Origin of the sequence: Okeania sp. KiyG1, from assembly GCF_014132355.1 — a bacterium.
Taxonomy (GTDB): domain Bacteria; phylum Cyanobacteriota; class Cyanobacteriia; order Cyanobacteriales; family Microcoleaceae; genus Okeania.
In genome coordinates this window covers 13,071-38,158 of sequence record NZ_BLZO01000139.1, presented here as the reverse complement: position 1 = coordinate 38,158, position 25,088 = coordinate 13,071, and the positions used below count along the sequence as shown (strand labels likewise).

The 25,088-nt window shown below is 36.8% G+C and carries 29 protein-coding genes and 2 pseudogenes; 17 read left to right on the top strand and 14 right to left on the bottom strand.

Annotation, left to right across the window (positions count from 1 at the left end; translation table 11 throughout):
• On the bottom strand, positions 1–775 hold a 775-nt coding region (locus SAGCYANO_RS33180), incomplete at its 3' end, for a transposase (RefSeq protein ID WP_202223943.1).
• 1,039 nt (positions 776–1,814) lie between these two features.
• Between SAGCYANO_RS33180 and SAGCYANO_RS33175 the strand changes: the two genes are divergently transcribed.
• Positions 1,815–2,189, top strand: coding sequence for a hypothetical protein (locus SAGCYANO_RS33175; protein ID WP_202223942.1), 375 nt, complete (start codon positions 1,815–1,817; stop codon positions 2,187–2,189).
• Between the two features lie 679 nt (positions 2,190–2,868).
• On the opposite strand, the gene SAGCYANO_RS33170 is transcribed toward SAGCYANO_RS33175, so the two are convergent.
• The 8 genes from SAGCYANO_RS33170 to SAGCYANO_RS33135 all read right to left on the bottom strand — a co-directional run bounded on the left by SAGCYANO_RS33170 (position 2,869) and on the right by SAGCYANO_RS33135 (position 10,914).
• Entirely contained in the window at positions 2,869–3,063 is a 195-nt protein-coding gene (locus SAGCYANO_RS33170; RefSeq protein ID WP_202223941.1) for a hypothetical protein, read from the bottom strand.
• Between the two features lie 1,079 nt (positions 3,064–4,142).
• Positions 4,143–5,930, bottom strand: coding sequence for a S8 family serine peptidase (locus SAGCYANO_RS33160; protein ID WP_202223939.1), 1,788 nt, complete (start codon positions 5,928–5,930; stop codon positions 4,143–4,145).
• A 934-nt stretch (positions 5,931–6,864) separates the two neighbouring features.
• Entirely contained in the window at positions 6,865–7,701 is an 837-nt protein-coding gene (locus SAGCYANO_RS49645; RefSeq protein ID WP_202223938.1) for an RNA-guided endonuclease TnpB family protein, read from the bottom strand.
• A 43-nt stretch (positions 7,702–7,744) separates the two neighbouring features.
• On the bottom strand, positions 7,745–8,155 hold the full coding sequence (locus SAGCYANO_RS49640; protein ID WP_307786139.1) for a hypothetical protein: 411 nt from the start codon (positions 8,153–8,155) through the stop codon (positions 7,745–7,747).
• The gene (locus tag SAGCYANO_RS49635) at positions 8,148–8,243 is read right to left on the bottom strand and encodes a helix-turn-helix domain-containing protein (protein ID WP_202223267.1); all 96 of its coding nucleotides are present in this window, start codon (positions 8,241–8,243) and stop codon (positions 8,148–8,150) included. The genes SAGCYANO_RS49640 and SAGCYANO_RS49635 overlap by 8 nt, the downstream gene beginning before the upstream one ends.
• A gap of 125 nt (positions 8,244–8,368) precedes the next feature.
• Positions 8,369–8,770 carry an 8-oxo-dGTP diphosphatase MutT gene (mutT, locus tag SAGCYANO_RS33145; RefSeq protein WP_202223937.1) on the bottom strand — a complete coding sequence of 134 codons (402 nt, stop codon included), beginning with the start codon at positions 8,768–8,770 and terminating at the stop codon, positions 8,369–8,371.
• A 73-nt stretch (positions 8,771–8,843) separates the two neighbouring features.
• Positions 8,844–9,185 (bottom strand): DUF760 domain-containing protein, encoded by a 342-nt coding sequence (locus SAGCYANO_RS33140; RefSeq protein WP_202223936.1) that lies wholly within the window; start codon positions 9,183–9,185, stop codon positions 8,844–8,846.
• Between the two features lie 772 nt (positions 9,186–9,957).
• A complete protein-coding gene (locus SAGCYANO_RS33135) occupies positions 9,958–10,914 on the bottom strand; it encodes an RNA polymerase sigma factor, RpoD/SigA family (RefSeq protein WP_202223935.1) in 957 nt (318 codons plus the stop codon).
• 1,023 nt (positions 10,915–11,937) lie between these two features.
• On the opposite strand from SAGCYANO_RS33135, the gene SAGCYANO_RS33130 reads away from it, so the two are divergent.
• Positions 11,938–12,705, top strand: coding sequence for a proteasome-type protease (locus tag SAGCYANO_RS33130; protein ID WP_202223934.1), 768 nt, complete (start codon positions 11,938–11,940; stop codon positions 12,703–12,705).
• 1,639 nt (positions 12,706–14,344) lie between these two features.
• On the opposite strand, the gene SAGCYANO_RS33125 is transcribed toward SAGCYANO_RS33130, so the two are convergent.
• The 4 genes and pseudogenes from SAGCYANO_RS33125 to SAGCYANO_RS48340 all read right to left on the bottom strand — a co-directional run bounded on the left by SAGCYANO_RS33125 (position 14,345) and on the right by SAGCYANO_RS48340 (position 15,544).
• The gene (locus SAGCYANO_RS33125; protein ID WP_202223933.1) at positions 14,345–14,656 is read right to left on the bottom strand and encodes a hypothetical protein; all 312 of its coding nucleotides are present in this window, start codon (positions 14,654–14,656) and stop codon (positions 14,345–14,347) included.
• Positions 14,657–15,053: 397 nt separating this feature from the next.
• Positions 15,054–15,236 carry a hypothetical protein gene (locus SAGCYANO_RS46220; RefSeq protein WP_237396931.1) on the bottom strand — a complete coding sequence of 61 codons (183 nt, stop codon included), beginning with the start codon at positions 15,234–15,236 and terminating at the stop codon, positions 15,054–15,056.
• A 37-nt stretch (positions 15,237–15,273) separates the two neighbouring features.
• Positions 15,274–15,402: pseudogene (locus SAGCYANO_RS48345) on the bottom strand (DUF4277 domain-containing protein); the annotation flags it as partial.
• Positions 15,403–15,442: 40 nt separating this feature from the next.
• The gene (locus SAGCYANO_RS48340) at positions 15,443–15,544 is read right to left on the bottom strand and encodes a DUF4277 domain-containing protein (protein WP_202223903.1); all 102 of its coding nucleotides are present in this window, start codon (positions 15,542–15,544) and stop codon (positions 15,443–15,445) included.
• A gap of 297 nt (positions 15,545–15,841) precedes the next feature.
• Here SAGCYANO_RS48340 and purB point away from each other — a divergent pair, with 297 nt between their 5' ends.
• Entirely contained in the window at positions 15,842–17,137 is a 1,296-nt protein-coding gene (gene purB / locus SAGCYANO_RS33110) for an adenylosuccinate lyase (RefSeq protein ID WP_202223904.1), read from the top strand.
• A 328-nt stretch (positions 17,138–17,465) separates the two neighbouring features.
• On the opposite strand, the gene SAGCYANO_RS33105 is transcribed toward purB, so the two are convergent.
• The gene (locus SAGCYANO_RS33105) at positions 17,466–17,738 is read right to left on the bottom strand and encodes a hypothetical protein (protein WP_202223905.1); all 273 of its coding nucleotides are present in this window, start codon (positions 17,736–17,738) and stop codon (positions 17,466–17,468) included.
• Positions 17,739–17,917: 179 nt separating this feature from the next.
• Here SAGCYANO_RS33105 and SAGCYANO_RS33100 point away from each other — a divergent pair, with 179 nt between their 5' ends.
• The 14 genes and pseudogenes from SAGCYANO_RS33100 to SAGCYANO_RS33055 all read left to right on the top strand — a co-directional run bounded on the left by SAGCYANO_RS33100 (position 17,918) and on the right by SAGCYANO_RS33055 (position 25,046).
• Positions 17,918–18,055: a hypothetical protein gene (locus tag SAGCYANO_RS33100; RefSeq protein WP_202223906.1), complete on the top strand. Its 138-nt coding sequence runs from the start codon at positions 17,918–17,920 to the stop codon at positions 18,053–18,055.
• A gap of 38 nt (positions 18,056–18,093) precedes the next feature.
• On the top strand, positions 18,094–18,987 hold the full coding sequence (locus SAGCYANO_RS33095) for a DUF1822 family protein (RefSeq protein WP_202223907.1): 894 nt from the start codon (positions 18,094–18,096) through the stop codon (positions 18,985–18,987).
• A gap of 50 nt (positions 18,988–19,037) precedes the next feature.
• Positions 19,038–19,298 (top strand): annotated as a pseudogene (locus SAGCYANO_RS33090) (element excision factor XisH family protein); the annotation flags it as partial.
• Positions 19,299–19,440: 142 nt separating this feature from the next.
• On the top strand, positions 19,441–19,773 hold the full coding sequence (locus tag SAGCYANO_RS33085) for a XisI protein (protein ID WP_202223908.1): 333 nt from the start codon (positions 19,441–19,443) through the stop codon (positions 19,771–19,773).
• A gap of 1,031 nt (positions 19,774–20,804) precedes the next feature.
• Positions 20,805–20,900, top strand: a complete 96-nt coding sequence (locus tag SAGCYANO_RS46210; RefSeq protein WP_237396933.1) for a helix-turn-helix domain-containing protein — start codon at positions 20,805–20,807, stop codon at positions 20,898–20,900.
• Complete coding sequence (locus SAGCYANO_RS46205; RefSeq protein WP_237396932.1) at positions 20,887–21,195, top strand: hypothetical protein; 309 nt, start codon at positions 20,887–20,889, stop codon at positions 21,193–21,195. Before SAGCYANO_RS46210 ends, SAGCYANO_RS46205 begins: the two co-directional genes overlap by 14 nt.
• A 30-nt stretch (positions 21,196–21,225) precedes the next feature.
• Positions 21,226–21,639 (top strand): transposase, encoded by a 414-nt coding sequence (locus SAGCYANO_RS46200; RefSeq protein WP_237396926.1) that lies wholly within the window; start codon positions 21,226–21,228, stop codon positions 21,637–21,639.
• Positions 21,640–21,704: 65 nt separating this feature from the next.
• A complete protein-coding gene (locus SAGCYANO_RS48335; RefSeq protein WP_255502791.1) occupies positions 21,705–21,827 on the top strand; it encodes a hypothetical protein in 123 nt (40 codons plus the stop codon).
• A 58-nt stretch (positions 21,828–21,885) separates the two neighbouring features.
• Entirely contained in the window at positions 21,886–22,293 is a 408-nt protein-coding gene (locus SAGCYANO_RS46195) for a transposase (protein ID WP_237396927.1), read from the top strand.
• Positions 22,265–22,483, top strand: coding sequence for a hypothetical protein (locus SAGCYANO_RS33075; protein WP_237396928.1), 219 nt, complete (start codon positions 22,265–22,267; stop codon positions 22,481–22,483). The genes SAGCYANO_RS46195 and SAGCYANO_RS33075 overlap by 29 nt, the downstream gene beginning before the upstream one ends.
• Positions 22,435–22,722: a hypothetical protein gene (locus tag SAGCYANO_RS33070; RefSeq protein WP_202223932.1), complete on the top strand. Its 288-nt coding sequence runs from the start codon at positions 22,435–22,437 to the stop codon at positions 22,720–22,722. Before SAGCYANO_RS33075 ends, SAGCYANO_RS33070 begins: the two co-directional genes overlap by 49 nt.
• A gap of 103 nt (positions 22,723–22,825) precedes the next feature.
• Positions 22,826–23,674 carry a CHAT domain-containing protein gene (locus SAGCYANO_RS33065; RefSeq protein ID WP_202223910.1) on the top strand — a complete coding sequence of 283 codons (849 nt, stop codon included), beginning with the start codon at positions 22,826–22,828 and terminating at the stop codon, positions 23,672–23,674.
• Entirely contained in the window at positions 23,641–24,240 is a 600-nt protein-coding gene (locus SAGCYANO_RS33060) for a WD40 repeat domain-containing protein (RefSeq protein WP_202223911.1), read from the top strand. The genes SAGCYANO_RS33065 and SAGCYANO_RS33060 overlap by 34 nt, the downstream gene beginning before the upstream one ends.
• A 212-nt stretch (positions 24,241–24,452) precedes the next feature.
• On the top strand, positions 24,453–25,046 hold the full coding sequence (locus SAGCYANO_RS33055; protein ID WP_202223931.1) for a PDZ domain-containing protein: 594 nt from the start codon (positions 24,453–24,455) through the stop codon (positions 25,044–25,046).
• The last annotated feature ends 42 nt before the right edge of the window (positions 25,047–25,088 follow it).

Below are 25,088 nucleotides of genomic sequence, written 5' to 3'. Positions count from 1 at the left end.
TATGTAGATAATCGTTGATTTTAAATTCTCTTTTATTACAAAGCTTTTTCAGTCTCTTACTTGATTGATTTTCCTGGAGTTGAGATTGTAGGAAGCTTTTGATTTTATTATAGTATTGATTGATAGATTTTAACGGTCTGCCATTGATCAAGAGCGGTTTGATTCCGGCTTGATTAAAAGTTAATGTAGCTAAGTTGTTTAATCCTATATCAATACTGCCACAACAATTTTTCTCTAGCTCGTATTGTTTTTCGCATTTCTCATAAATCACCTCTATTACATAATGGTTAAGTCTGGGGACGAGACGAACTTGTTTAATTTGTGAAGTAGGTACTAATGTTTTTAGATAAATCTCTGTTTTACTCGGATTAATAATTCTTTGTTTAAGTTGCTTCTTGCTGATGGCTTGTATGGTATAAACTACAATATTTCTTCCCGTTACTTTATTTTTATATCCAGGAAGACGAGGACGAGATTTCAACTTTGATGGGTTCTTTAGATAAACTTCGTTCGCGGCTAAAAAACTTTTCCAGTTTCTATCTAAAATAATCAAGATTTGTTGAGAGACTTTAGCTGGTATTGCTTGATAATCTGATTGAGTAGAGAGTGTTTTTTGCAGGTCGTAATAGTGACGATAATTATTTTCAAATATGAAAGATTGACGAACTAAATAATTGGCATAGTTATAGAGATTTTTCGACAAAAAACACAGTCGGTCAATTTCAGGATAAAACCGATGATTTTTCTGAATAATATGTCTCTCAACTAATTTCATAGATCCAGGAGTTAAAATTCTATTAAGATTTGATCGATTCGGAATTTTTTTGATTGTTTAGTCTGAAACTAAGCGTGCCAATTTCATTATACCATTAATACAGATGGTCAAGAGTGATTAAATGTTGTCAAATATTTAGTAGCTATGCTTGTACAAATCAACGAAGATATTTGACATCACTTGACTACATAAGACTATATTTATGTATAACTTTTATTATACCTTAATAGCTAAAAGTCAAAAGTTAGAAATTTTGAGGAATATGAGGAATATAGCGATCGCACAGCATATAGTTATAGCAGTCGAATCAAAGGACGCGGACATTCCTTCCTCTATTTAGGATTTGCTGAATAAATCTCAAAGTATTTACAGGTAAAGGTTTTAGACTTTTTAGATATAGAAATTGTACCTGGTTTTCAGCTCTTCATGCTCAAAGAAAGAGCGTATTTTGGGCGAGAGTTGGGCAAAAAAATTCTCCCCTACTCCCCTACTCCCCTACTCCCCTACTCCCCTACTCCCCTACTCCCTACTTCCTACTCCCCTACTCCCCGCTCTCCTACTTCCCTACTCCCCTACTTCCCTACTCCCCTACTCCCCGCTCTCCTACTCCTTAAAAAAGACTTTTGAGCGCAAACCCTATTTATTATTCCCTACTCCCTTTTGACTCAAATTTATTGTCCTAACAAAAGAAGGTACTGCTATAGATTTTGAATTTTTACAAATAAAAAAATACTTAAAAGCGCTTAAATTTATTTATCGGGTGTAGTTTCCCTTATGCATCTCAAACTTCTGAAAAAATCACTGTCAAATAAAGTAAAGTTATTTACAACAAACTTTACACAACTCATTCATAGTATACCTATAGAGAGTTATTTTTGACTTTTGACCTTAACATCTCTTTAAAGGTATTAAAATTTAATCTTTTTTAATAAATTAATTCTTATTATAAAATTAAGAAATTGGAAATAATAACCAATTATACTTAATATTTATTAAAATTGAACAATGTAAACTTAATTTTCTGGTAGTGAAGAAATATATGGAACTATTGCAAGAAGAAATAATGGCTTTGAGTAAAAAAATTGAAGCAATACACACAATTCTTGAAAAACTGAACGATCAGGTATCAAACTTTATCATTAAACAAGATTTAAATAAACATAAATCTACAGAAAATACTTCCGATCTGATACAGCTAAATGAGCTAAAACAAAAATATAACGATTTCGATCTAGAATTAGAACACAAAGACGTGCTAGTAGATGATGACTATATGAATCAAGGTAGTCAAAATATGGATGGAGAATTAACATCAGAGATTCAAATTCAACGACTAACAGCTCAATTGACTGCGGCCTATAATAGAATTGCAGCTTTAGAAGAACAATTACTTTCAAGAAGAATTAAAACTTAGATATGTAGGTTAAACAATTAATAATTAATAATTAATTATTAATTATTAATAATAACCTCTCCTTGAAAAGAAGAGGGTTGACACGGTAGGGAAAATTTTTTCTTGTTTCTCCTTTAAAGGAGAGGCTTTAAACCTTAATTATTCGGTAAAAATAGGGAGCTCAAAATGAGTTAAAAACCTAGACTAAATTGAGATGTTTTATATTAAATAGACTTAAATAAATGCTTTTAACCCTCAGTAATTAGGTTAGCAAAATTCAACGTCAAATATACGGATGTTGTAAATTGCCGTTCTTAGAAACCTACGATAATCTATAGAAACATTAAGATTATCTGTTCTATTCCTGCTTCCCACTCGGTAACGTCGGCACCTGTCCAGTCCGCAAGCTGTAACGGTCGTTCGCGTTAGCGAAGCGTAGCTCTTACTGACCGCCATAGCTAGATTTAAAATATATCCAGCAGAGATTATTATAGATAATACCAGATTATAGCTAACAGTTACTAGCCCTCTGGTTTTACCCTCGTAATTCAAGATGCTCGTAGCATAGGGAGCTAGATTTAGTGTAACTAATCCTCTTCAAAGTTAACTTTATGTAGGATTGAGTATCAGAATTTCCTGATTAAAATTATGAAATTTTTGAGGTTTAACATTAGACAAAGTAAAGTATTGATAAGCAACTCTATTCTACTCGCACCCATCCTCTAACAACAAAATACGAAAGTCGCTTAACAGTAGAGCGCTCTTCTGAGCTTAGAGAATCGTCCAATACTGCAGCCATGAGGCCATAGCAGTCTAATTTTGTGAGTAAACCACTTTTGGCAGCAGAAGCCATAATTTCGTTGATTGCACCGGGAAGTAAGTTAATTTGAAGCATGAGATCCACCTTGAACTGTACATTTCAATCATCCACTCTTTTTTTTGATGTGGTAGTGATTAATAGTACAACCAAAAGTGATTTTTTGGCATCGATCTAGTGAAGCAAATATGTAAGTTTTTGTGACGTTTGTCACAATATTACATTAATCAGGAGTCAGTAGTCATAATGAATAGCTTTAATCCCATTTTTTAGGTTGTAATTTATCTTTTTCTTCTCTTGGTGCGCTACCATGTGGGACTGGCATCGTCGCGGGGTCGCACCGCTTAGTCAAAGGGACATATTCTTTCAACAATGAATAATGAATAATGAATAATTACCTCTCCTTGAAAAGAAGAGGATTGACTAATAATGAAAAATTTTCTTCTCTTGGTCGATTGGATATGGCGCAGGTTTCCTCGCCATCCCATCCTAACGGACTGCTCCGCAAACGACCGCTTATTATCCCCTTAAAAGGGGAGGCGCATACCCACAATTTTTCGGTAAATTCTTTTGATCGCCCTTAATAATTCATAACATTCTTTTTTTCAAATCTGAGTGTAATATCAAATCCACTTAATTCATTCGGTATAAAAAAGTGGTGTATTGTCATTATTTTTGTTACGATAATAGTGGGAGCATCTTGCTCCCGTGCCAGACATCCCTTCTTCCTTGCATACCATTACGCGAGCATGACTACCAAAAAATCTTCCATCTTCCTTCAACTATCGTACATAAATTATCAATTCTTTCTTCCTATTCCCTATTCGGTTGTGCAGAGCGCATAATGTGTGGGATAAGTAAGTATGGCTGGCGAATCTAATCTAAAAGCACTGATATATAACTGATATATAAACGTTGAGCGCATTTGGGTCGCGAAGGGGGTGCAAATATTTAAGCTTCTTGGACCAAAAGTTAGGAAAAGATACAGGTAGAATTATTCCTCCTACTTTCGGACGTCTCCCCCCACCCTCCCCACATTCCCCTCCTGGGAGGGTTAGGGTGGGTCCCCACCCTCCCCACACTTCCCACACTTCCCACACTTTCTTGACGCACAACCCCCTATTCCCTATTCCCTATTACCTCTTTTCTGGAGATGTCTAATTCACCAACGCCAATAATTTCTCAGCATTAATCAAACCAAAACCCCATTTTGGATCGAAACTGCCCATAGGTTGTTCAGGAATAAAACTACTTGAATGCAAACGTTGCTTAATTTCTTCAGGAGTTAACTGCGGCTCTCTCTCCAACAACAATGCTATCAACCCAGTAATAAAAGGCGTTGCCATACTCGTACCTGCCATTACTTTATGAAACTGGTCAACTTGCATCATAGACAAACAAGTAGAAGCAGAAGACAAAGCAGAAACTATCATCGCTCCCGGTGCAACTACATCTGGCTTCATCATACCATTACGCAAAGGACCTGGACTACTAAATTCTGAAACTGTATTCAAATCTAGTCCTACCTTTTGCCAATTTTTCTCCACATCTTGCCAGGATAGTCGCGCCGTGTAAGAACCCACTGTTATTGCCCTAGCTGCTGCTCCTGGAGAACCTATTTTCATTAAATCTTGCACTCCAGACCCTGTAAATACAACATCAAATCCTTTTTTGCTCTCCCCACTCCAAACATTAACTTTTCCATTCTTGACAGCAACACCATTTAACAAAAGTCGCCAAGTACCAGTATTTCCAGTGGCGATCGATACAGAATTAGGGTCGTGAGTAATCTCAATATTGAACCAATATTCGCCGTTGTCTGTATTTTCTGGACCGTACATAATAATCTGTACTTGTGCCCCTGATATATGGTGTATTTTCTGAGAGTAACCATTGTCGCTGATATTCTGAAAATGCGTGCGACTACCTTCTGGTGATTGAACCGCAACTTCAATATTATCGCTGCTGGCGTACCAACCATTTAGTTCTGCACGCCATTTTAAGGGACTGGAGCAAATGGAGGCAGGTATAAGGAAACGGATACAGACTTGTTGATTTTGTTGCACAATAGTTTCTGCATGAATATCAGCGTTACCTTCGTTACCCGCAGCACAACAAACAATTTTCCCTGGACCTGATTCTTGATCGATGAAATTAGATAACGGATCGCTACCGTCATGGGCATTGTAGTGGTCTCCTAAACTGAGATTAACTACTGCAGGTCGCTGAAGTTCATCTGCTACCCGAAATATATAGTCGATCGCATCGGCAATATATGTATTTAAACCTGCTTTGACTATTACTAAGTCTGCTGCAGGGGCAACTCCTGTAAAGGCATGGTCATTACCTGCGGCAATGCCAGCTATATGAGTGCCGTGACCAGTTTGGTCGCGAGACATTGCTAATATTCCTTTGGGTAGGTTGCCAGTGAGTTCTAAACCTTCGGGATATTCCGAGTTACCATCATTAGAGAGGGTATGGTCCCATATCCGCAAAATTCTACCAGTAAAGGCGGGGTGGGTAGTATCGATGCCACTGTCGATGATGCCAATAATTACTCCTTTGCCTGTTAACCCAGTTTTGAGCTGAAAATCTGGTAAACCAATAGTGTTTTTTGCTTCGTCTAATAATGGTTTTAGGTAACGAGAGGGAGTAATACGAGCGATCGCTGATTCTTCGGATAAACGCCCGATATTTTCTAAGGGAACAAAAGCTGTGCGAATTTTTCCTTTAGACTGTTTAATTTGTATTCCATACTCGCTGAGATGATTGAGGTTAGCGTTTTCTTCACAGCGGATAAATACTGATGCTAAGGGTGGTTTAGAGGTTTTGGGATGATTAATAATACCTAATGACCTCAGATGTAGGTTGAGACCTTTTTCACCCTGTTGTTGATAGTTTTCTAAGGCAGTTATTAATCCTGGAGCAATTTTTTCTGGTTTCATATCATTAGAAGGAAGAAGGAAGAAGGAAGGAGGAAGAAGGAAAAAGGAAAGAGGAAGGAGGAAGGAGGCAAAATCTAGCTTTGTTTGAGTTTTAGGTTTTTTAGGACTTACGCACCTCAAGGTATTAGTGATGGAGCGGGAGTCCCGTGTTGTCGCGTAAGCGCAACGTCGGGAGGATGTCAAATATTTAATAGACATCTCCAATAATAAAAAATAAAATCAATTATCGTAGATAAATCATCAATTATTTCCCCTACTCCCTACTCCCTACTCCCTACTCCCTCTTTTCCGGAGATGTCTAATTTATATCATGTCCGGATAATTAGTGATAAAAAAAACTTTCTCTTTCTTCTTCTTTCTTCCCTCCTGACTCCTGTGTCGTTTATTGATAACTATTCAACCGGACCAGAACTTACGCACGGAGGCTAAATCTAGTGAGGGCGTTTTGCTCCGCAACATATAAAGCGGAGCTTTGCGGAGCGCAAATGCCATTTGCTTCGCATAACTATCGTTAACGCCCCTACATATGGCGTTTCCAGGTGAAGCATGCGTAAGTCCTGCGGACATGATATTACAGCAGTTTTGGAGTTGATGAGGTACAAAATTTTAGGACTTTAGGGAGTAGGGAGGTTGCACGCAACATCCGTAAAGAGTAGGGAGTAGGGAAAAAATATTAATCTTAAAACTGTACCCCACGCTCCTAAAAAGTACTGTAATTAGGGCTTGCTGATTAAATCTCAAAGCATTGACTGATATTGGTTGTAGCATTTTTTTATCTAAAAAAAGTGCGCCTGTTTTCAGTGGCTTGAGCTGCAAAAAGCTAGTATTTTGGGAGGATTATGGCAGACAAATCAAGGGACAATTTTTCCGATTGCCTCCTCTATAATTCCCCGTTCCTCCTATCTCCTGTCTCCTACCCTCATGAGCGCAAACCCTAATTACCGTAAATATGTCGGCGACATTGACATCCTCCCCGGCCTAAAGGCACGGGGATTCCTACCGAGCCTAAGCTCCTCGGTGGGTTGACACTTTGCTGACGCATAGCTCCGCTAACATTGACTGCTACTACCTTGGCGGTAGTCTTACGCTTGCCTCCACGTCCGTTTCTTGCTCCGCGTTCCCTTGCGCCTTTCGGCGGCTCGGGTTCGGTGCGCTTTTTTGTCTCGGACTGCCCGCCCGCGACTAATATATTTATTGCTGCATTCTCGTCTCTATCATGTTTTGCACCACAGTTGAGACACTCCCACTCTCGCACCTGAAGGTCTAATTTTCCACCTTTAAAGCCACAATTTGAGCAAATTTGAGAGGTCGGTTCCCAACGACTAATTACTCTAAAATCACGACCATATTTTTCTGCTTTTCCTTCTAAGAATGTCCGGAATTGTCTCCAACCTAAATCAGAAATTGCTCTGGATAATTTACGGTTTTTCACCATTCCAGAAACGTTTAAATCTTCTAAAACAACTGTTTGGTTTTCACGAATTATTTTAGTAGATAATTTATGTAGAAAATCAGTTCTTGTATCTTTCAGTTTGCCATGGAATTTAGCTACTCTAATCCTGGCTTTTTCATACCTTTTAGAGCCTTTAGTTTTATGAGATAATGACTTACTTAACTTTTGATACTTCTTAATTCGTTTCTTAAGTGGTTTAGGAGCATCAACCTTTGTACCGTCACTAAATGTAGCAAAGGTTTTAATACCTAAATCTATACCTACTGAATTATCAGTTTTAGGTAATACTTCTGGTTGTATTTCTACTACAAAACTCAAGAAATATCTATGTAGGGGCGAACGGCCGTTCGCCCCTACGTCTTTAATTACTGTTACTGATGATGGAGCAGTAGGTAATTCTCACAGGCCATACAATTTTCAGCTTTCCAATCTTGGCTAAATAAATTTTGTGTTGACCAACTTTAAATCCTCCCTTTGTAAACCTCGCAGTTTGCTTTGACTTTCTACTTTTAAATTTAGGAGGTTTAACAGGTTTACCTTTTCTCTTGCCTTGAGTTGATTTAAAAAAGTTTGTAGGGGCAAACGGCCGTTTGCCCCTACGGTTTAAATCATTCAAAGATTGCTGCAATGGTATATTAGAAACCTCTGACAACCATTCTCTGCATTCAGTCTTTTTAGCTTGAGTAATAAAAAGCTTTTGTAGTTCTGATAAGTCAGATTTCTTTTCTCCTGATTTATACTTCTGTTGGGAGTAAGCTAGACTATCATTCACTCGCCACACGGACACAGCCAAATAGCTTGGCTAATCGGTATTTTTGTCCCGGGGTTGGATATATACGGTACTTAAATCTAGCTTTCATAACTTGACGTTCAAACTAATAATATCATAACATATTTATAGACAAAAATCAACTAAAAAGTCGCCCTAGAAGGGCGAGGCTTGAAACCCATTTTTCTGGTCAAAATAGGTCGGAGAATATATCAATTAATGTGGATTTTTTTTCAGAGCAGTAATAATCTGATGATTTGCTTGGGGAAATGTAAATTGATCGATATTATCTAAAGTTACCCATTTAAACTCATCACATTCTATCGTTTGTGGTGTTCCCTGCAAATAGCGACAATGATAGACATGAAGTGTTACTTTAATTTCAGAATAAGTATGTTCTATTGTAATTAAATGTTCTTCTACTGCAATATCAATTCCTAACTCTTCTAAAATTTCTCTTTTAATACAATTTTCTATTGTTTCACCTGCTTCTTTTTTGCCACCTGGAAATTCCCATAAACCGCCAAATGTACCCCCAGGTTTTCGTTTATCAATTAAAATTTGTCCTGCTTCATTCCAGATGATAGCAACACCAATTAACTTATGAGGCAATATCATATTTCAATCTTTATCTATTTCAAACAAAAATCCCCTGGTTAATTAACCAAGAGGACGATCAAAACTTAATTAATTAACCTTCATTATTGCTGATTTGATTTCCTGGCAAAGATTTTTCAAATGTCATTCTCTGTTCGGCATTTCTGAGAAAATAACCACTGATCATTGCTGAAGCTAATAACTTGCCTAAATTTTCTCTACTGGTTGTTATACTCACATTAAATTGTTCTGAGGGTAGATTACCTAAAAGTCCCACAATGTTTCTTTCCATCACTTGAAAAACTTCTTGAGAATTTGGTTTTGATAATTGAGAAACTGTGTCTGGACTCATAGATTGGACATATTCCCAGAGTAAATTATTTCCTTCTGAACTTTCTTCAAAAAACTCTCGCGTTTGATTTCTTCTATTGGTCACTTTACTAACTCCGTTTCAGAAACTTTGTTTATATCGACAAGTCAAGTGTGGTTAAGTCAATTAACCACATAATATATTGCGGTTGTTAATATCTTTACATCCTATAAACCAATGTAGCAGCATAATTGTCACATCAAAGTAGGTATAACCGAACTTATTACTTCAGGTATAGCAGAATGCAGAATACAGAAGGCAAAGGGCAGAAGGAAAAATCTTACCTGGTCTAAGTTCTAGATTCTTGAGCTGTTCGCGCCCTTTTCTTCGACTGCTATATTGGTTGGGAAAAATTTGAATGTTATTTTTCTAAGCTCTATAAAAATGCAATTTTTTATTATACATTTTGACACCTTCAATGTCCATCGAACTCAAGTCCGCCAGGAGCGGTGCGATAGAGTTCAGGTAAGGAAGAAGATTTAAAAGAAAGAATAAGAATAAATGTATATATTTCCCCAGTTTTTACAAAAACGATACCAACGGAAATGATATGAGCAATAAATTGATTTAGAAAATTGAGTAGCTGAAAACTCTCAAGCAGAGAAAAAGTATTTTCTTTCCTCTACCTTTCATTATATATTATTTATAGGGTTAAAAGTATTTTATACGGTCCCAACGCTGCCGTTGAACGACAACGCGGGATTCTTCGACCTGTAGAGGAGTTACAGGTTATACAGAGGTGATGTCCTCCCCCTGTGTCTATTAGTATTCCGTGTTTTGGCCCTCTCATACGGCGCTGATTCAAATATTACAGCAGGGGGACTTACCGCCAGAAAAGTTAACTAGCTAAATAATCATTCATATCTTGTTTTCTTTTACGCAGTTTACTCAGAGCTTCTCTCTCTATTTGTCTTACTCTCTCACGACTAATATTCAGGCGATCGCCAATTTTTGATAGAGTCATACTTTGCCCATCCTCTAAGCCAAATCTTAAGGCCAAAACTTGCTTTTGTTGAGGAGTCAGGTCAGTCATAATTGATTCTAGATCGGTACGCATGGAAGATTGAAGAGCATAATCTTCTGGAGAAGCTCCTGTATCTTCAAGTAAGTCTCCTAACTCCGTATCTTGATTGTCCCCTACTCGTAAATCCAGTGAAAGAGGTAAGCGAGCGCGTTCCAAACATTCACGAATTTGTTTTGGAGTGAAACCTAGTTCTTCTGCTAGTTCATGGGTAGTAGCAGAACGTCCTAACTCTTGAGTTAGTTGGCGTTGGGCTTTTTTTATCTTATTCAGCTTTTCTGTAATGTGGATCGGCAAACGAATTGTACGACCTTTTTCTGCTATGGCCCTAGTTATGGCCTGGCGAATCCACCAATAAGCATAAGTAGAAAATCTATAACCCTTGGTAGGGTCAAACTTTTCTACCCCTCTCTGCATACCGATAGTGCCTTCCTGAATTAAGTCCAACAAATCTACATTTCGTTTGATATACTTTTTAGCAACAGACACTACCAGTCGTAGATTTGCCTCTACCATTTTTCGTTTGGCTCTTTCACCTTCACGAATAATTCGCTGCAACTCACGGCTAGATAAGTTCGTTGCCTCAGCCCATTCTGCTATTGTTGGTTTATGGCCTAAACTTTCAGCGAGAGTCTGATTTACTTCTTGCAAAGCTGTCAAGCGTTGGACTTGTTTTCCATAAAGAATTTCTTCTTCATGTGTTAATAGAGGTACACGACCAATTTCTCTGAGGTAAGTGCGTACAGAATCGGTATCTGAGGTTTTCATCTTCATAACTTTTCTCCCGCTAGATATCTCCACTGGTAGGGTTTGAATCACCCTGATTTCAGTTAGCAAGAAAAACGGGCGGGTATTACGCTTTCCTTGGATTTTTTAATAAATTTGTTTTATGGCCATTTACTGGTTGATTTGGCCTACAGAAATCCTAAGTTATAGGTTTGAGATTTCTGAGATTTTAGATATGGTCAAAAAAGCAAATTAAATTTTATCTTTTGACCCTAATGTGTCAGAATTTGTGGACAATAAAAAAGTTTTACTATTTTTTGAGAATTGAGATTATGGCTTAAGTGACATACTCCCACACTAACCATTGCGGTATAGTATAAGCTCTCTCGCTTCGCAGTCCTGCTATTGCATCGGACAAGAGCGAAGCTCTAAGGACGGGATGTCGCCCTTTTTGTAGATCGAAAAACTACGCGCCTAGCTAGGCAATCAGATTTTACGCTTACCGCCGATTCATCTCACACCAAATTGAAAATTTCGCGCGCAGGCTTCTCGAGGGTTTAGCTAAAGTTTAAGTACTTTAGTACAGAATCCAGACCAAATTGGCCTAAAGTAGAGCTTTTTCGTTTCCTATCTCTTGAGATAATTATTATGGCCTTTACACTACTCAATACTATGTTAAGAATGTTAACATTATACTAGGCATTATGACTATACCCAAAGCTAGATTTTTCGGATGAATGAGTTTAATTACTTAAATAAGTTGATTAACTATAAGAGGTTACTCATAAATCCTTAAAAAAATTGCATCCTGCACAACAAAATCAGAAAAATTTTGCAAAAATACTTAACAAAGTCAAAAACAAAGAAGAGTCTTTAACGAAGTCAGAAGTCAGAAGTCAGAAGTCAGAAGTTGTTTTTGTAACGGGGATTTGCTCCAAAAACATTTCGCCATTTCCCGGCGGGGTTTTAGACCCAATTATTTTGATACAGTATATTTATTTAACTTTTAACTTTTGACTTTTAACTTTTGAATTTTGTTGGCTTCCGCGAAACGGTTGAGTTACTTAATATATGACTTATTGCCTTGGTATTATTACTGAATCTGGTATTGTAATGGCCTCTGACTCTCGTACTAATGCGGGAGTAGACTATATTTCCACTTACCTGAAGCTATTTGATTTTTCTCTAACTGGAGAGCGGGTTATCCTCATCAGCACTTCTGGAAATTTGTCAATTACTCAAGGAGTAATAACTGAACTAAAAAAAGACTTCAAGATATCTGAGGATACTAATCTTCATACTATTCCTACCCTTTACGAAATTGCTCGCTACATTGGAGGTAAAATTCGAGAGATTCAAGAAAAAGACCGCTCTTGGCTACAAAAGGATCGAATTGACACGGGATGCAGCATTTTACTGGGGGGTCAAATTAAAGGACAAGACCCGGAATTATTTTTGATTTATTCTCAAGGGAATTGTATTTCTGCTACAAAAGAAACACCTTTTTTACAGATAGGTGAGACTAAGTATGGCAAACCAATTTTAGATCGTGCTTTGAGTTTCTCTACTTCTTTAGAAGCTGCTGCTAAATGTGCTTTAGTTTCTCTAGATTCGACAATGAAATCTAATCTTTCTGTGGGACCTCCGATTAATTTGGTGATGTATGAAAAGGATAGTTTTCAAATTCGGCATCGTCTACAAATGCGTCTGGGCGATCCTTATTTAGCTAAAGTACGAAAGTTATGGGAGGAGTCTATTAAGCAAGCTCTTGATGAAATGCCAGATTTAAACTGGTTACATGATTCTCAAGAATCTCAGGAAGATATTTTGATTGATTGAATGTGGGGAAGTGGGGAGTAGGGGAGTAGGGGAGTGGGGAGTAGGGGAGTAGGGGAGTAGGGAGTGGGGGAGTAGGGGAGTAGGGGCGAACGGCCGTTCGCCCGTACAGGAGTGGGGGAGCGCTAGGGACGTTGCATGGAACGTCCGAGAGCGAGAAGTAAACATAAGAATAATTAATGCGCTCCTAGGGTGCTAATTATCAAAGAGGTGATTCTGTCTGTGTTAATTACTTAATAACAGGACTTACGCAAATTCACCTTGAAAGCACCATCTGTAGGGGCGAATGGCATTCGCCCTCACTGGATTTAGTGTCTGTGCGTAAATCCTGTTAATAATTGAAGTGCTACCTAAGTTAAGCATTAATACATGGTAATTGGTATAAATTAGATCGAATTAAGCGATCGCGCAAGTAGAAGAGTATTCTATTCCTCTTATGTCGCTTCACCCCTATGGGGGAGTACCTTCTTGAGCGATAAATCTAGATCGTTGGTTAAAAACATTCACATACGTTATAGCACTACAAGAATTGGGCGCGGACATTTTTCAATCCTAACATCCTTTTACCGAAGAATTAAGAATTAAATAATTAAATAATTAAATAATTTAGGTTTAAAGCCTCCCTTTCAAGGGGAAACAAGAAAAATTTTCCTTTTATTCAATCCTCTTCCTTTTAGGGAGAGGTAATTATCAATTATCCATTATCAATTATCAATTATTGAAAGTTTGCTATTACCGAATAATTAATAATTAATAATTAATAATTAATAATTAAATAATTCGCGCCTTGAAGCCTCCCCTTTTAAGGAGAAAAAGCGGTCGAGGGATGGCGAGGTCTCCTCGCTGTCCGACCATCGACCAAGAAAAGAAATAATATTTCCTGATATTCAATCCCACATTCCGCACGACAAAATGTAGTATACAAAGAGGGTAAAACTTGAGTAAGTATTTAGACTTATAGTATGGGTAAGAAGCGATGTAGCTGCCGCACTTGCTCCGCCAACGCAAATCAATAGAATGTTATAAGTTGCCAGAACTCACCAATATACCAATTCAAAAATTGCCAAAGTTCCTCTATCACGCTAAGCGTGATAGCTGCCGCACTTGCTCCCTCCGCCAACGCGTTTGCGCAGCATTCGGTAGGAAAGCGGAACGGAGTTCTATCGCACTAATTGCCAAGGGGTTTATTCTACTACTATTCAATCATTGATGATTTTGGCCTTCTACCTCTTTTCATCTCAAGTTTCTCAACTGAGTAGATAGTATCTTTGACAACTAGGAGGAAAAAACTTCAATAATTCGCGCACGCTCATAAGTGAGATTAGATATACTCTTAACTCCAGAATTAATCAATAAATGAATCGACTGAAAACACTGAAATATCCAATGGTTTTGTTGGTCTATTAGTAGGGCGACCTAGTTGATTTTTTACAGTAGATTTAGTTCGGTTTAAAGTTTGAGGTAATTGACGCTGGCAATCACGTGTAAACCAATAAACATCAACCCATAATTAGTCCCAAAGCTTCGATTCGACGGGGAGATTTAAGGAAGACACTATCAGTTAAAAATAGAGGGTATGCCCAGAAACCTGAAACCTCTTTCAACTGATTGTTGTCCTTGATATTTAGACAACATTTCTTAATCAAGTTAATTCGATCTTATCCAGGACATTTGTTGCTAATATAAATCGACCTGCTCGTTTCTTTTCTAGTTGGATTTTTGACTCTCTTAAGCCCACTTGAACTTGGAGTTGATCAGGAAAATCCGTATCAGATTTTGACTCTACGAATTGAACGTTAATTTCTGTCAATTCGTGGTCTAAAACCTTTTTTAATAGCTTTCTTGTTGCTGTTTCTGCATCTGATACACAAGCAAATTTTTCAGATTTTAAAGAGCCCAGTTTTTTGTCAACTTCAGCTCGTTCTTTCTGGATTTTTTTCTCTAGACTTTTCAAATCCGATTCTCGGCGCTGTTGAGTTTCAACTACTAACCATCTTTGTTGAATCCCTCCCTAGGTTTTTGAGAGTTCTTGATAGCTATATCCTTTAAGCTCACTGGGATTCAAATCCGCACTATCTACTTCTTCAACTAGCTTCTGCGCTGCTTTTATACGAACCGAAACTCGGCTTAACCATCTAATATTTGTTAGTAACTGTAGATTTTCTTGGGTAGATCAAGCACTATCTGCCACCATGAAACTATCAAATTTTAACTGATTTTTAAACTCTTTCATGGCTTGCACAAATTGTTTTTGGCTGCTATTCATTTCCCGACCCAATTCTCATCCACAATGGCACATCTCCATCGTTTGTACAAATTAAATCGCTCATAAATTGTTTTAAGACTGTCAATTATCTTATGAATATCCATAAGTGATGCGCGATAGTTTTTGGCTCTAAATCTTCTTCATATTCATCTTCATCTGTGTGTTCATCTCCATGAACATGAAACGAAGTAGAATCTAGGTGGACTGTATTTGTTTCTAATTGATAAATTTTCACTGCTTCGCTCCACCACAGACATAAAAATCTCATTTAATCCTCTGCGATACATTTGGTCTAATACCAGACCTAATTTATCATCATTAAAATACTCTGTTTTCACAGCTTTTCCAATTAAGTGTTCTATTGCTTTTCCATCAAAAAATTGACTAAATAAATATAGTGGAGATGAAACCTTACCTAACCCATTTAAGAGCATTCCTTTGACTACTTGACCCCCTGTTATTTTTTCTGGTAGCTCAACTCCAGCGTAATTGATTAATTTTCTCTTCTATACCAATCTCATCAATAATTCCTGCTACTAAACCTAGATGGTCTACATTAGTCACTTCTATTGACATTTTCTCCTCTTTTTTTGCTCTTTACCTGAGGTCTATAATTACACTTTGAGGTTTTTTTTGAGATGTCTCAATACTTACTCAAGTTTTACCCTCTTTGTATACTACATTTTGTCCTGCGGAATGTGGGTTCAATTCCGTAACGGTTAAAACCCGAGGTAATTATCAATTATCCATTATAAATTATCAATTAATGAACTGTTCCCTATTCCCTAGGGCGTAGGCTATAATTTTCAAGTTTTCCCCATTTGTGGTTGCCAGTAGTACAATATAACGGTTGTTTTAGTTTTATTATAGAGTGTGATTGAACGTTACACCTTGCCCGAAATGGGTGAACTTTGGACTGAGAATGCCAAGCTAAAAACTTGGTTAGAAGTAGAAATAGCTGTCTGTGAAGCTCAGGCAGAACTTGGTTATGTACCTACTGAGGCTGTAGAAGAAATCAAGGCCAAGGCTAATTTTGACCCAAAACGGGTTCTGGAAATTGAGGCAGAAGTCCGCCATGATGTGATTGCTTTCTTGACAAATGTGAATGAATATGTTGGTGATGTTGGGCGGTATATTCACTTAGGGTTGACAAGTTCCGATGTTTTGGATACTGCATTAGCATTGCAGATGGTTGCGAGTCTAGATTTATTGTTGTCATGTGTTGAAGAGTTGGGACAAGCAATTCGCTATCAGGCACAACAGCATCGGGAAACTGTGATGGTGGGTCGTTCCCACGGTATTCATGCGGAACCTATGACTTTTGGTTTTAAGTTGGCAGGATGGTTGGCAGAGGTTTGTCGGAACCGCCAGAGATTGGTAAAAATGCGGGATAATATTGCTGTGGGTAAGATTTCTGGAGCAGTGGGAACTTATGCAAATATTGACCCACGAGTTGAGGCGATCGCTTGCCAAAAACTGGGACTTCAACCGGATACTGCATCTACTCAAGTAATTTCACGCGATCGCCATGCTGAGTATGTGCAAATTTTAGCGTTGCTGACTGCTTCTATAGAACGTTTTGCTGTGGAAATTCGTAACCTTCAGCGTACTGATGTTTTAGAGGTTGAGGAATATTTTTCTAAGGGTCAAAAAGGATCGAGTGCAATGCCTCACAAACGTAACCCCATTCGTTCGGAGAGGTTAACGGGAATGGCGAGAATTGTGCGGGGTCATGCTGTTGCTGCTTTGGAAAATGTTGCTCTCTGGCACGAACGGGATATTTCTCATAGTTCTGTTGAAAGAGTGATTTTGCCTGATGCTTGCATTTTAACTCATTTTATGATCAAAGAAACTACTAATTTAGTCAAAAATTTGTTAGTTTATCCAGAAAACATGAAGCGAAATATGAATGTTTATGGAGGGGTGATTTTTAGTCAGCGAGTGCTTTTGGCTTTAGTAGAAAAGGGGATGATTCGAGAGGATGCTTATCAAATTGTTCAGTCTTGCGCTCATCAAGCTTGGAATCAACCTAATGGTAATTTTCAGGATTTAATTTGCAAGAATGAAGAAATTAAAAGTAGGTTATCTGAGGCAGAAATTGCAGCTTGTTTTGACCCGAAACATCATTTAAAACATTTGGATGATGTGTATCAAAGATTAGGTATTTGAAGTTTGATTTTGAGTATGTAGAGATTTTTTCTCCGTTGATAGTAACTTTCAAATGTTGAGCGATCGAGATAAAATACTTGGTGATTTTTGCCATTTAGGTTGAATTATTGAAGCTATAAATTACTTATTTATTCATGCCAAATTATAGCGTTAAATTTGGTTGATTTTTTTGAAACTGAATTAATCAGTAATTTCAATTAAGGATGTTGGTAGCTCCTAAACAGAAGTTTCTATAAGAAAAATCTCAATTTATAGTTCCGCTAACTGCACCCAATTAAAGTAATATCGGGTTGAGCGGAACTATGAGTTTGGCAATATTTAGTAAAAATTAATCGCGCGCTAACCACCAAATAAATGCACCAACAGCAACTGGTGCTGCTACTACTGCAACTATTGGAGCGATCGCTACTGATGCTGCTCCTGTTGTTGTTGCTACAGTTATACCAACACCCCCAGTTGTGGTAGCTATACCAGTGGCAGTTGCTCCGGTAACAGTTGCTAATGTACTGCCTGTAGTAGCTGCTCCACCGATAGTAGCTAATGCACCGATAGTAGCTAATGCACCGCCTGCTAAAGTTGTTGCTACGATAGAATTGCTCATAAAAAAAATGACTCCTTTTTAAGTAAAATTGATGAGGCTTAATCAAGCATTTTTTTGCCTCTCAATTAATACTTTAGTGGCTGAATTGATAATATAAATTATTCCTGACTAACGGTCATTATTAACAACAATGATAAAATGATGACTATCATCAAAAAAATCGTTTTGAAGTAAATTCGATGAATCAAACTGCAAGTAATTATAAATTTATTCAAGATTTAATTAATTATAACTTTTATGCTGAAGCTCAAGCTAGTTGGAATGTTAATAATTTAATTTATGACTTAGAAAAATTAGAGAACAATACCCGCCAATAGGAGAAGGTTTAACCAAATTTCACAAGCAGTATTTATTAATGGTATTAGTAGGGAAACAACTTCCGGATATGGTGGCTGAACTGGAAGATATTTCATCAGTTGATTCTCTCAGGACTAAACTAAGTAATGATAAAAGAAAAAAAGGTATTCATTTTTGCTTACAAAAATTGCTGAAACAAGAAATTGGTAATCCTCAAGATATCATTTTTCATTTATTTAATTCTCAATATAGAAAGCAACCTCAACCTCCTAATTTTGAAAAAGAAAGAAGTTTATTAATTAGAATACCCGATGATGTTTCAGCAAAACAATTGTTAGAAATTGAGAACAAAGTGAGGGCGATAACAGGATGTCCTTATCTTAGGGTAGTGGAAATTAAAATGGGTAGTATAATTTTGCATTTAAAAGGTTCTCAATCTGCTTGCGAGCAAATAGAATCTTTGCACCAACAAGGTTTACTTTCAGATAGATTAGGTGTTCCTATTATAGATGTAGAAATCATGCCTAGTCAGGTTAATTTAACTCAATGGTTTGAGTATATTTTGACATCTGGATGGCAAGGAGCAAATGAATTATTAACTCCTTCACAATTAGCATTAGTTAGAAGTGCAGAAATTAAAGCTGGAAAGTTAATTGATTTACGAGCAAATATGTTAAGTCATGCTGTAGTTTTATTGGTCAATTTAAGACGAGAAGATGATGATCTTCCTGAAGTAGAAATAACTTTACGGGTTTATCCCACTAGGGATAATGTTTATCTTCCTCCTAATTTGAAATTGATTGTTTTAAGTGAAAATGAAGTTTTTCAAGAAGTTACTGCTAGAAGTGAAGATAGGATTATTCAATGTAAATTTGCAGGAGAAGTAGGGGAAGAATTTACGGTAAAATTAGTGTTAGATGAAGCCGTAATTACGGAGGATTTTGTTATTTAATTAAATTAGATTTATTTTAAAGTTATGCCAGCTAAAGACTTTTTCATCATGCTGTTACATCAGCTTTAATCAAAGATGGTTGGAAAATTACGGACGATCCTCTATTTATTAAGCCTAGCACTAAAATATCTTTATACATTGATATAGGTGGCGAACGAGCTATTGGTGCAGAAAAAGATGGTCAAATAATAGCAGTAGAAATTAAAAGTTTTTTGTCAATGTCACCCTTGGCAGAATTTCATACTGCTCTTGGTCAATTTCTTAGTAAGCATTTCCTCCGGAATGCTGCGCAAACAGCCGTCAGCTATTAGCTATCAGCTATCCCGATGCAACAGCTACAAGGTACTGATAACTGATAACTGATAACTGAAATGACTCTTTTATTAAACTTTCTGTAAGTACCTATCAAGTTAAATTATTAATTTTCGATCCTTTAGAAGAGGTAATTGTTTTATGGAGCGATTAAATTATTCAGAAATTGTCACACAAATACTTAAAGAACACTATCAATATCATACTCAAGATTCACAATATGAAACACAACTGATTTTGGATTCGGAAAGAAATCATTACCTCTTAATTTCTTTGCGTTGGCAAAATGAACAACGGGATTATGGTTGTTCTATTCATGTTGATATTAAAGATGGAAAAATTTGGATTCAACAAGATTTTACTGAGCAAGGAATTGCTCAACAATTATTAGATTTAGGTGTGCCAAAATCGGATATTGTTTTGGCTTTTCGTTCGCCTTTTGTGCGGCAATTTTCTGATTTTTCTGTAAACTAGAAATTTTGACTTTATAGCAATGAGCGCTGGTATATTTACAAATTGCAGGAAAGGCCAAATAGCTAAAAGTCTTATATGATCAGCAATTTATTCCCCCTGTTGCCTGTTGCCTGTTGCCTGTTGCCTGCGCACAGCGCTATAAGTGCTTATGCAAAATTAATTGTATATTCTGTGCCAAAGTTTTTCGTATGGATTTTCTACTGCACTAAAAAACTCATATAACTCTCATAAGCTTCTAGTAAGCATTTCCTTGCTTACAGCTTCTATTTCTCACCATTTAAGTGCTTATGCAAAATTAATTACCTGTTCTGTTGATTCCCTATTTAAAATCCAGAAGTTGCGATCGCTTTCTTCTATGACCAAAATTAAAAAACAGTTTCCCGCAAGAACGCAAAAGTATAAGTAAAAAAATATAATCAACTATTATTATTTTTTCTGCTTATAAAAAAATCTCTGATTTCGGCTAATTGTTACAAAATATTTCACGTACTTGCGTTATTTCAGCGATTTGGTATCATATGGATACATAGTTTATTGTGCCAATTTTGTATTTAAAAATAAGAAATTTTCCCTAGAAAAAGCTACAACCTTCTATTTTTCGTCAATATAGGATGCAAAAATTTATACCCTTTCTACGGATGAATAAATCTCAAAAAACTAATTTTGAACAGGTGTCGGTGCTTAAGAAATTATAACTATTGACAAATTTGTTCTGATAGTATCCAAAAATTGAAGGGTAGAGGCAGGCAGAAATTTTTGATTTGCTTGTAGCACTATAATTCAAGCTGACCAATACGAAAAATTTAATTTGAAGGGATTCACCTGAAATCCTAATTATTAAAATATACAATTACAGCGCTTTCCGTTGTTATGAGGTACGGTAGCAGCACTTAGCAAACCAGTTTTTTAAATGTTGAGGATTCATTAACTTACCAAAAAATTGGGTTTAAAGCCTCACCCTTCTATGGCGACTTTTTAGTTGATTTGATTTCAATAAATATGTTATCATACTGTTAGTTCAGATAGGAATTATGAAAGCTAGATTTAAGTATCGTATCTATCCAACACCGGGACAAAAATACCGAGAGCGCAAAGCTATTTGGTTGTGTGCGTGTGGTTTGGAATGATAGCCTAGCTTGTTGTCAAGAAAAGTATAGATCGGGAGAAAAGAAACCCAATAATTCTCAACTACAAAAAAAGTTTATCACGCAATCTAAAAAGACTGAAGACAGAGAATGGTTATCAGAAGTTTCTGCTATACCATTGCAGCAATCATTGAATGATTTAAACCGTAGGGGCAAACGGCCGTTTGCCCCTACAAACTTTTTAAATCGACTAAAGGTCAGAGAAAAGGTAGACCAATTAAACCTCCTAAATTTAAAAGTAGAAAGTCAAAGCAAACTGCTAGGTTTACACTCGTGAGGATTTAAAGTTGGTCAACATAAAGTTTATTTGGCTAAGATAGGAAAGCTGAAAATAGTTTGGTCAAGAGAGTTACCTGCTCCTCCATCATCAGTAACAGTAATCAAAGACGTAGGGGCGAACGGCCGTTCGCCCCTACATAGATATTTCTTGAGTTTTGTAGTAGAAATACAACCAGAAATCTTACCTCAAACTGATAATTCAGTAGGTATAGATTTAGGCATATCTACCTTTGCTACATTTAGTGATGGTACAAAGGTTGATGCTCCTAAACCACTTAAGAAACGAATTAAGAAGTTAAGAAAGTTAAGTAAGTCATTATCTCATAAAACCAAAGGGTCTAAAAGGTATGAAAAAGCAAGACTAAGAGTTGCTAAGTTTTCCTACGGAATGCTGCGCAAACATGCCAAACTGAAAGATACGCTTGACAGATTTTCTACATAAATTATCTACTAAAATAATTCGTGAAAACCAAACAGTTGTTTTAGAAGTATAACAACGTTTCTGGAATGGTTAAAAACCGTAAATTATCCAGAGCCATATCAGATTTAGGTTGGAGACAATTCCGGACATTCTTAGAAGGAAAAGCAGAAAAATATGGTCGCGATTTTAGAGTAATTAGTCGCCCTTGAACCTACTTCTCAAATTTGCTCAAATTGTGGCTTTAAAGGTGGCAAGCTAGACCTTAAGGTGCGAGAATGGGAGTGTCTCAACTGCGGTGCAAAACATGATAGAGATGAGAATGCAGCGATAAATATATTAGTTGCGGGCGGGCAGTCCGAGACATTAAACGGACGTGGAGGTAAGCGTAAGACTAGCGTCAAGGTAGCAGCAGCCAGTGTTAGCGGCAGCTATGCGAAGCAAAACGTCAACCCGCCGAGGAGTTACGGCTCGGTAGGAATCCCCATGCCTTTAGGCCGGGGAGGATGTCAAAGTGCTTTCTACTGTTATGAGGTACAGCCATCGGGCTATGCAGGCAAGATGCCTGCGCCACAAGAGGCAAGATGCATGCGCCACAAGATTTTCAGCATTTACCTTGTACATCATTTTGATAAATTTAGGAGCAGTTATGGGAAAGTTAGTTACTCTCAATATTGATGGCGGGTTTCACGAGGGTTTTTCGGTGCGGGGTGAAATTTGGCAAGATGTAGATTCGATAAAAAATGAACCTAATTTAGCGATCGCTAGTAAGTCAGCACATTTACCTCCACATTTAGAAATCTTAGAGCAGTATCGTCATTGGCAAAGTTTATATACAAATTTAGATGTCTTTTTTCTAATCGTTTAAAATCTAAAGCAGGTTTTACTAATATTTCTGATAATGATAAAAATGGAGCTTTTGCAGGTTGTAAAAAGGCAGCTACTTTATTATCCAAAACTTTCAATACTTGGTTTGGTTCCTCCGATTTTCAACCGATAGAAATTTTGCTTCGGAATTATTTAGATAAATCGGAAAGTACGAGAATTTTATTGACAACTGAAAATTATGGTTTACGACGTTTGCCTTGGCATGAATGGAATTTTTAAAGGATTTTCCGAAGGCTGAAATTGCTCTAGCTACTCCTAATTTTCAACGAGTTGATACGACTAAAAATTTAGACAAAAAGATAAGATAAAAATTTTAGTTATTTTGGGAGATGATGCGGGGACTGATGCTGATGAAAAGGTGATTCGGGAATTAATTCCTGATGCAGAAATTTGTTGGTTAATAGAACCTCAACGTACAGAATTAGATGAACCTTTATGGCAACAATCTTGGGATATTTTATTTTTTGCTGGTCATGGCAAGACGAAAGATAATGGGAGTATTGGTACGATTCAAATTAATGCTCAAGATGTTTTGACTATTTCTGAAATAAAAAATCATCTTCTACAAGCTGTTAAGTCTGGTTTAAAGTTGGCAATTTTTAATGCTTGTGATGGTTTAGGTTTGGCTTATCAATTGGCAGAAGGTGAGGATTTACATTTACCGCAAATTATTGTGATGCGGGAAAATTTGCCTGTAGTTATTGCTCCAAAGTTTCTCCAATATTTTCTAGAAAATTATACTCAAGGTTTATCTTTATATAGTTCTTTGCGGGAGAGTCGCCAGAGGTTACAAATATTAGAAAAGGATTTTCCCTGTGTCAGTTGGTTGCCTGTTTTATGTCAAAATCCTGCGGAAATTCCTCCCCGTTGGTGGGAGTTGGGAGGAAAAATTCAGATATCTCCCTATAAAGGATTGAGTGCTTTTACTGAAAATGATACAGAAATATTTTTTGGCAGGAAAGTGTTGACTAATTCTTTATTGGAAAAGGTGGCAAGGCAAAATTTGGTAGCTATTATTGGTGCTTCGGGTAGTGGGAAATCTTCCTTGGTTGCTGCTGGTTTAATTCCTCAATGGTTGGCTCAAGCTACGGAAATTTTACCCCATTTTGTCGTGAAAATTCGTCCTGGTTTTCCTCAATGGAGTTTACTCCTAATGGCAAAGAAATTTTAATAGGAGATAGTTCTGGTGTAGTGCATTTTTGGAACTTAGAAACTTGGGAAAAAATTAGAGAATTTAAAGCCAATACTAATCAAATTACTAAAATAGCTGTTAGTCCTGATGGAAAGCAAATATTAACTTTAGGAGTTGATATTAATTCAGATAAAACTCCTGGCCTTGCAGCAAAGCTTTGGGATTTATCAGGTAAACCAATTGCAGATATTGATTTTTTCCAAAACACTATAGGTTTTCTTGGTGATGTTAGTTTTAGCCCCAATGGTAAAGAAATTGCTATAGTAATCACAAAAAACCAGGGTACATTCAAATTTTATGATTCTAGCTCTGGAAAGCTCATCCCTCGAAGTACAACAAACAGTCTTTCAGGCTTTAACTTCAGTTACAGTCCTGATAGTAAAACAATTGCTTTTAATGGGTTATCGGGCATTAAATTGCTAAATTACAAAGCTAAATCAGATTTTATAGAATTGCCTGCTGACTATGAAAAGGAAATCAACCAAATGAAACAAAAAGGTTTTATTGATTTGCAGTATAGCGCAGATGGTAAAAAATTATTGTAATCAATAAAGATTATGGTAAGAATTATGTAGATATTTGGGATTGGCAAGAAAAAGAAAAAAGAAGAATTAATGTTGGTAATCGTAATTTTGCCAGCATAACTCCTGATGGAAAATTTATAATTATTGTTACTAGAAAAAGCATTCAAAAATTTGATTTAGAAGGTAATTTAATTCCTGAACTAAAAGCAAGTATTGGTCCAGAGGAAAAAGTTTTGCACTCTTGGTCTGCTGGCACATACATTGGTCATAGATACTATAACTCAAGTTTAGATGGCAGCACAATAGCTACAATTGGATTTTTTACTATGGGGCAACCCCCCCTGCGCTTCTGGGATTTATCAACCCAGCAAGTCAAGCAGTTTAAAAACAATTTTGGTTATTTGCGCCAAGTATTAGTTAGTCCAAACGGCAAATATATTTTGACTATTTCAACAGATTTAGTAACTAAACTTTGGGATACCTCTGGTAATTTGCTCTATCCGCTAGATGTTGATGCAAAACACTCCTCAAATCAAGAGGAAGTTTCAATGCTAGCTATTGTACCAGGTTCAATAAAGAAAACCATTTCGGGTAGTTATGAAGTACACATACTTGATGTTTTCCAAAATTCTACAGCAATGAAAGCAGGTTTGAGAAGTGGTGACGTAATTGAGGCAATAGATGGTCAAGAAATTCCTAACAATTTAAGTGACGTATTTAAATTGCTCATGGGAGAACCTGGTACTCCTGTAAAAATTAACTTTATGAGTTCTGAGCGTGGTTTTGAAAGGCAGGAAAAACAATTCTTAGAGAAAATTTGTTTATGATATAACCAATTTATCGCTTTTTGCTGCAGAAGGGATAAAATT

What these genes read in the sequence shown, in the direction of transcription:
- mutT (WP_202223937.1), bottom strand. Translation starts at nt 8,770, where the DNA reads ATGATATTGCCTCATAAGTTAATTGGTGTTGCTATCATCTGGAATGAA.
- SAGCYANO_RS33100 (WP_202223906.1), top strand. Translation starts at nt 17,918, where the DNA reads ATGAATCAAACTGCAAGTAATTATAAATTTATTCAAGATTTAATTAAT.
- SAGCYANO_RS48340 (WP_202223903.1), bottom strand. Translation starts at nt 15,544, where the DNA reads ATGTCAATAGAAGTGACTAATGTAGACCATCTAGGTTTAGTAGCAGGA.
- SAGCYANO_RS33075 (WP_237396928.1), top strand. Translation starts at nt 22,265, where the DNA reads ATGGGAAAGTTAGTTACTCTCAATATTGATGGCGGGTTTCACGAGGGT.
- SAGCYANO_RS33105 (WP_202223905.1), bottom strand. Translation starts at nt 17,738, where the DNA reads ATGAGCAATTCTATCGTAGCAACAACTTTAGCAGGCGGTGCATTAGCT.
- SAGCYANO_RS33085 (WP_202223908.1), top strand. Translation starts at nt 19,441, where the DNA reads ATGGAGCGATTAAATTATTCAGAAATTGTCACACAAATACTTAAAGAA.
- SAGCYANO_RS33095 (WP_202223907.1), top strand. Translation starts at nt 18,094, where the DNA reads ATGGTATTAGTAGGGAAACAACTTCCGGATATGGTGGCTGAACTGGAA.
- SAGCYANO_RS33160 (WP_202223939.1), bottom strand. Translation starts at nt 5,930, where the DNA reads ATGAAACCAGAAAAAATTGCTCCAGGATTAATAACTGCCTTAGAAAAC.
- SAGCYANO_RS46210 (WP_237396933.1), top strand. Translation starts at nt 20,805, where the DNA reads ATGAAAGCTAGATTTAAGTATCGTATCTATCCAACACCGGGACAAAAA.
- SAGCYANO_RS33170 (WP_202223941.1), bottom strand. Translation starts at nt 3,063, where the DNA reads ATGCTTCAAATTAACTTACTTCCCGGTGCAATCAACGAAATTATGGCT.
- SAGCYANO_RS33060 (WP_202223911.1), top strand. Translation starts at nt 23,641, where the DNA reads ATGGAGTTTACTCCTAATGGCAAAGAAATTTTAATAGGAGATAGTTCT.
- SAGCYANO_RS33130 (WP_202223934.1), top strand. Translation starts at nt 11,938, where the DNA reads ATGACTTATTGCCTTGGTATTATTACTGAATCTGGTATTGTAATGGCC.
- SAGCYANO_RS33135 (WP_202223935.1), bottom strand. Translation starts at nt 10,914, where the DNA reads ATGAAGATGAAAACCTCAGATACCGATTCTGTACGCACTTACCTCAGA.
- SAGCYANO_RS33175 (WP_202223942.1), top strand. Translation starts at nt 1,815, where the DNA reads ATGGAACTATTGCAAGAAGAAATAATGGCTTTGAGTAAAAAAATTGAA.
- SAGCYANO_RS46220 (WP_237396931.1), bottom strand. Translation starts at nt 15,236, where the DNA reads ATGAGATTTTTATGTCTGTGGTGGAGCGAAGCAGTGAAAATTTATCAA.
- SAGCYANO_RS49635 (WP_202223267.1), bottom strand. Translation starts at nt 8,243, where the DNA reads ATGAAAGCTAGATTTAAGTACCGTATATATCCAACCCCGGGACAAAAA.
- SAGCYANO_RS48335 (WP_255502791.1), top strand. Translation starts at nt 21,705, where the DNA reads ATGGTTAAAAACCGTAAATTATCCAGAGCCATATCAGATTTAGGTTGG.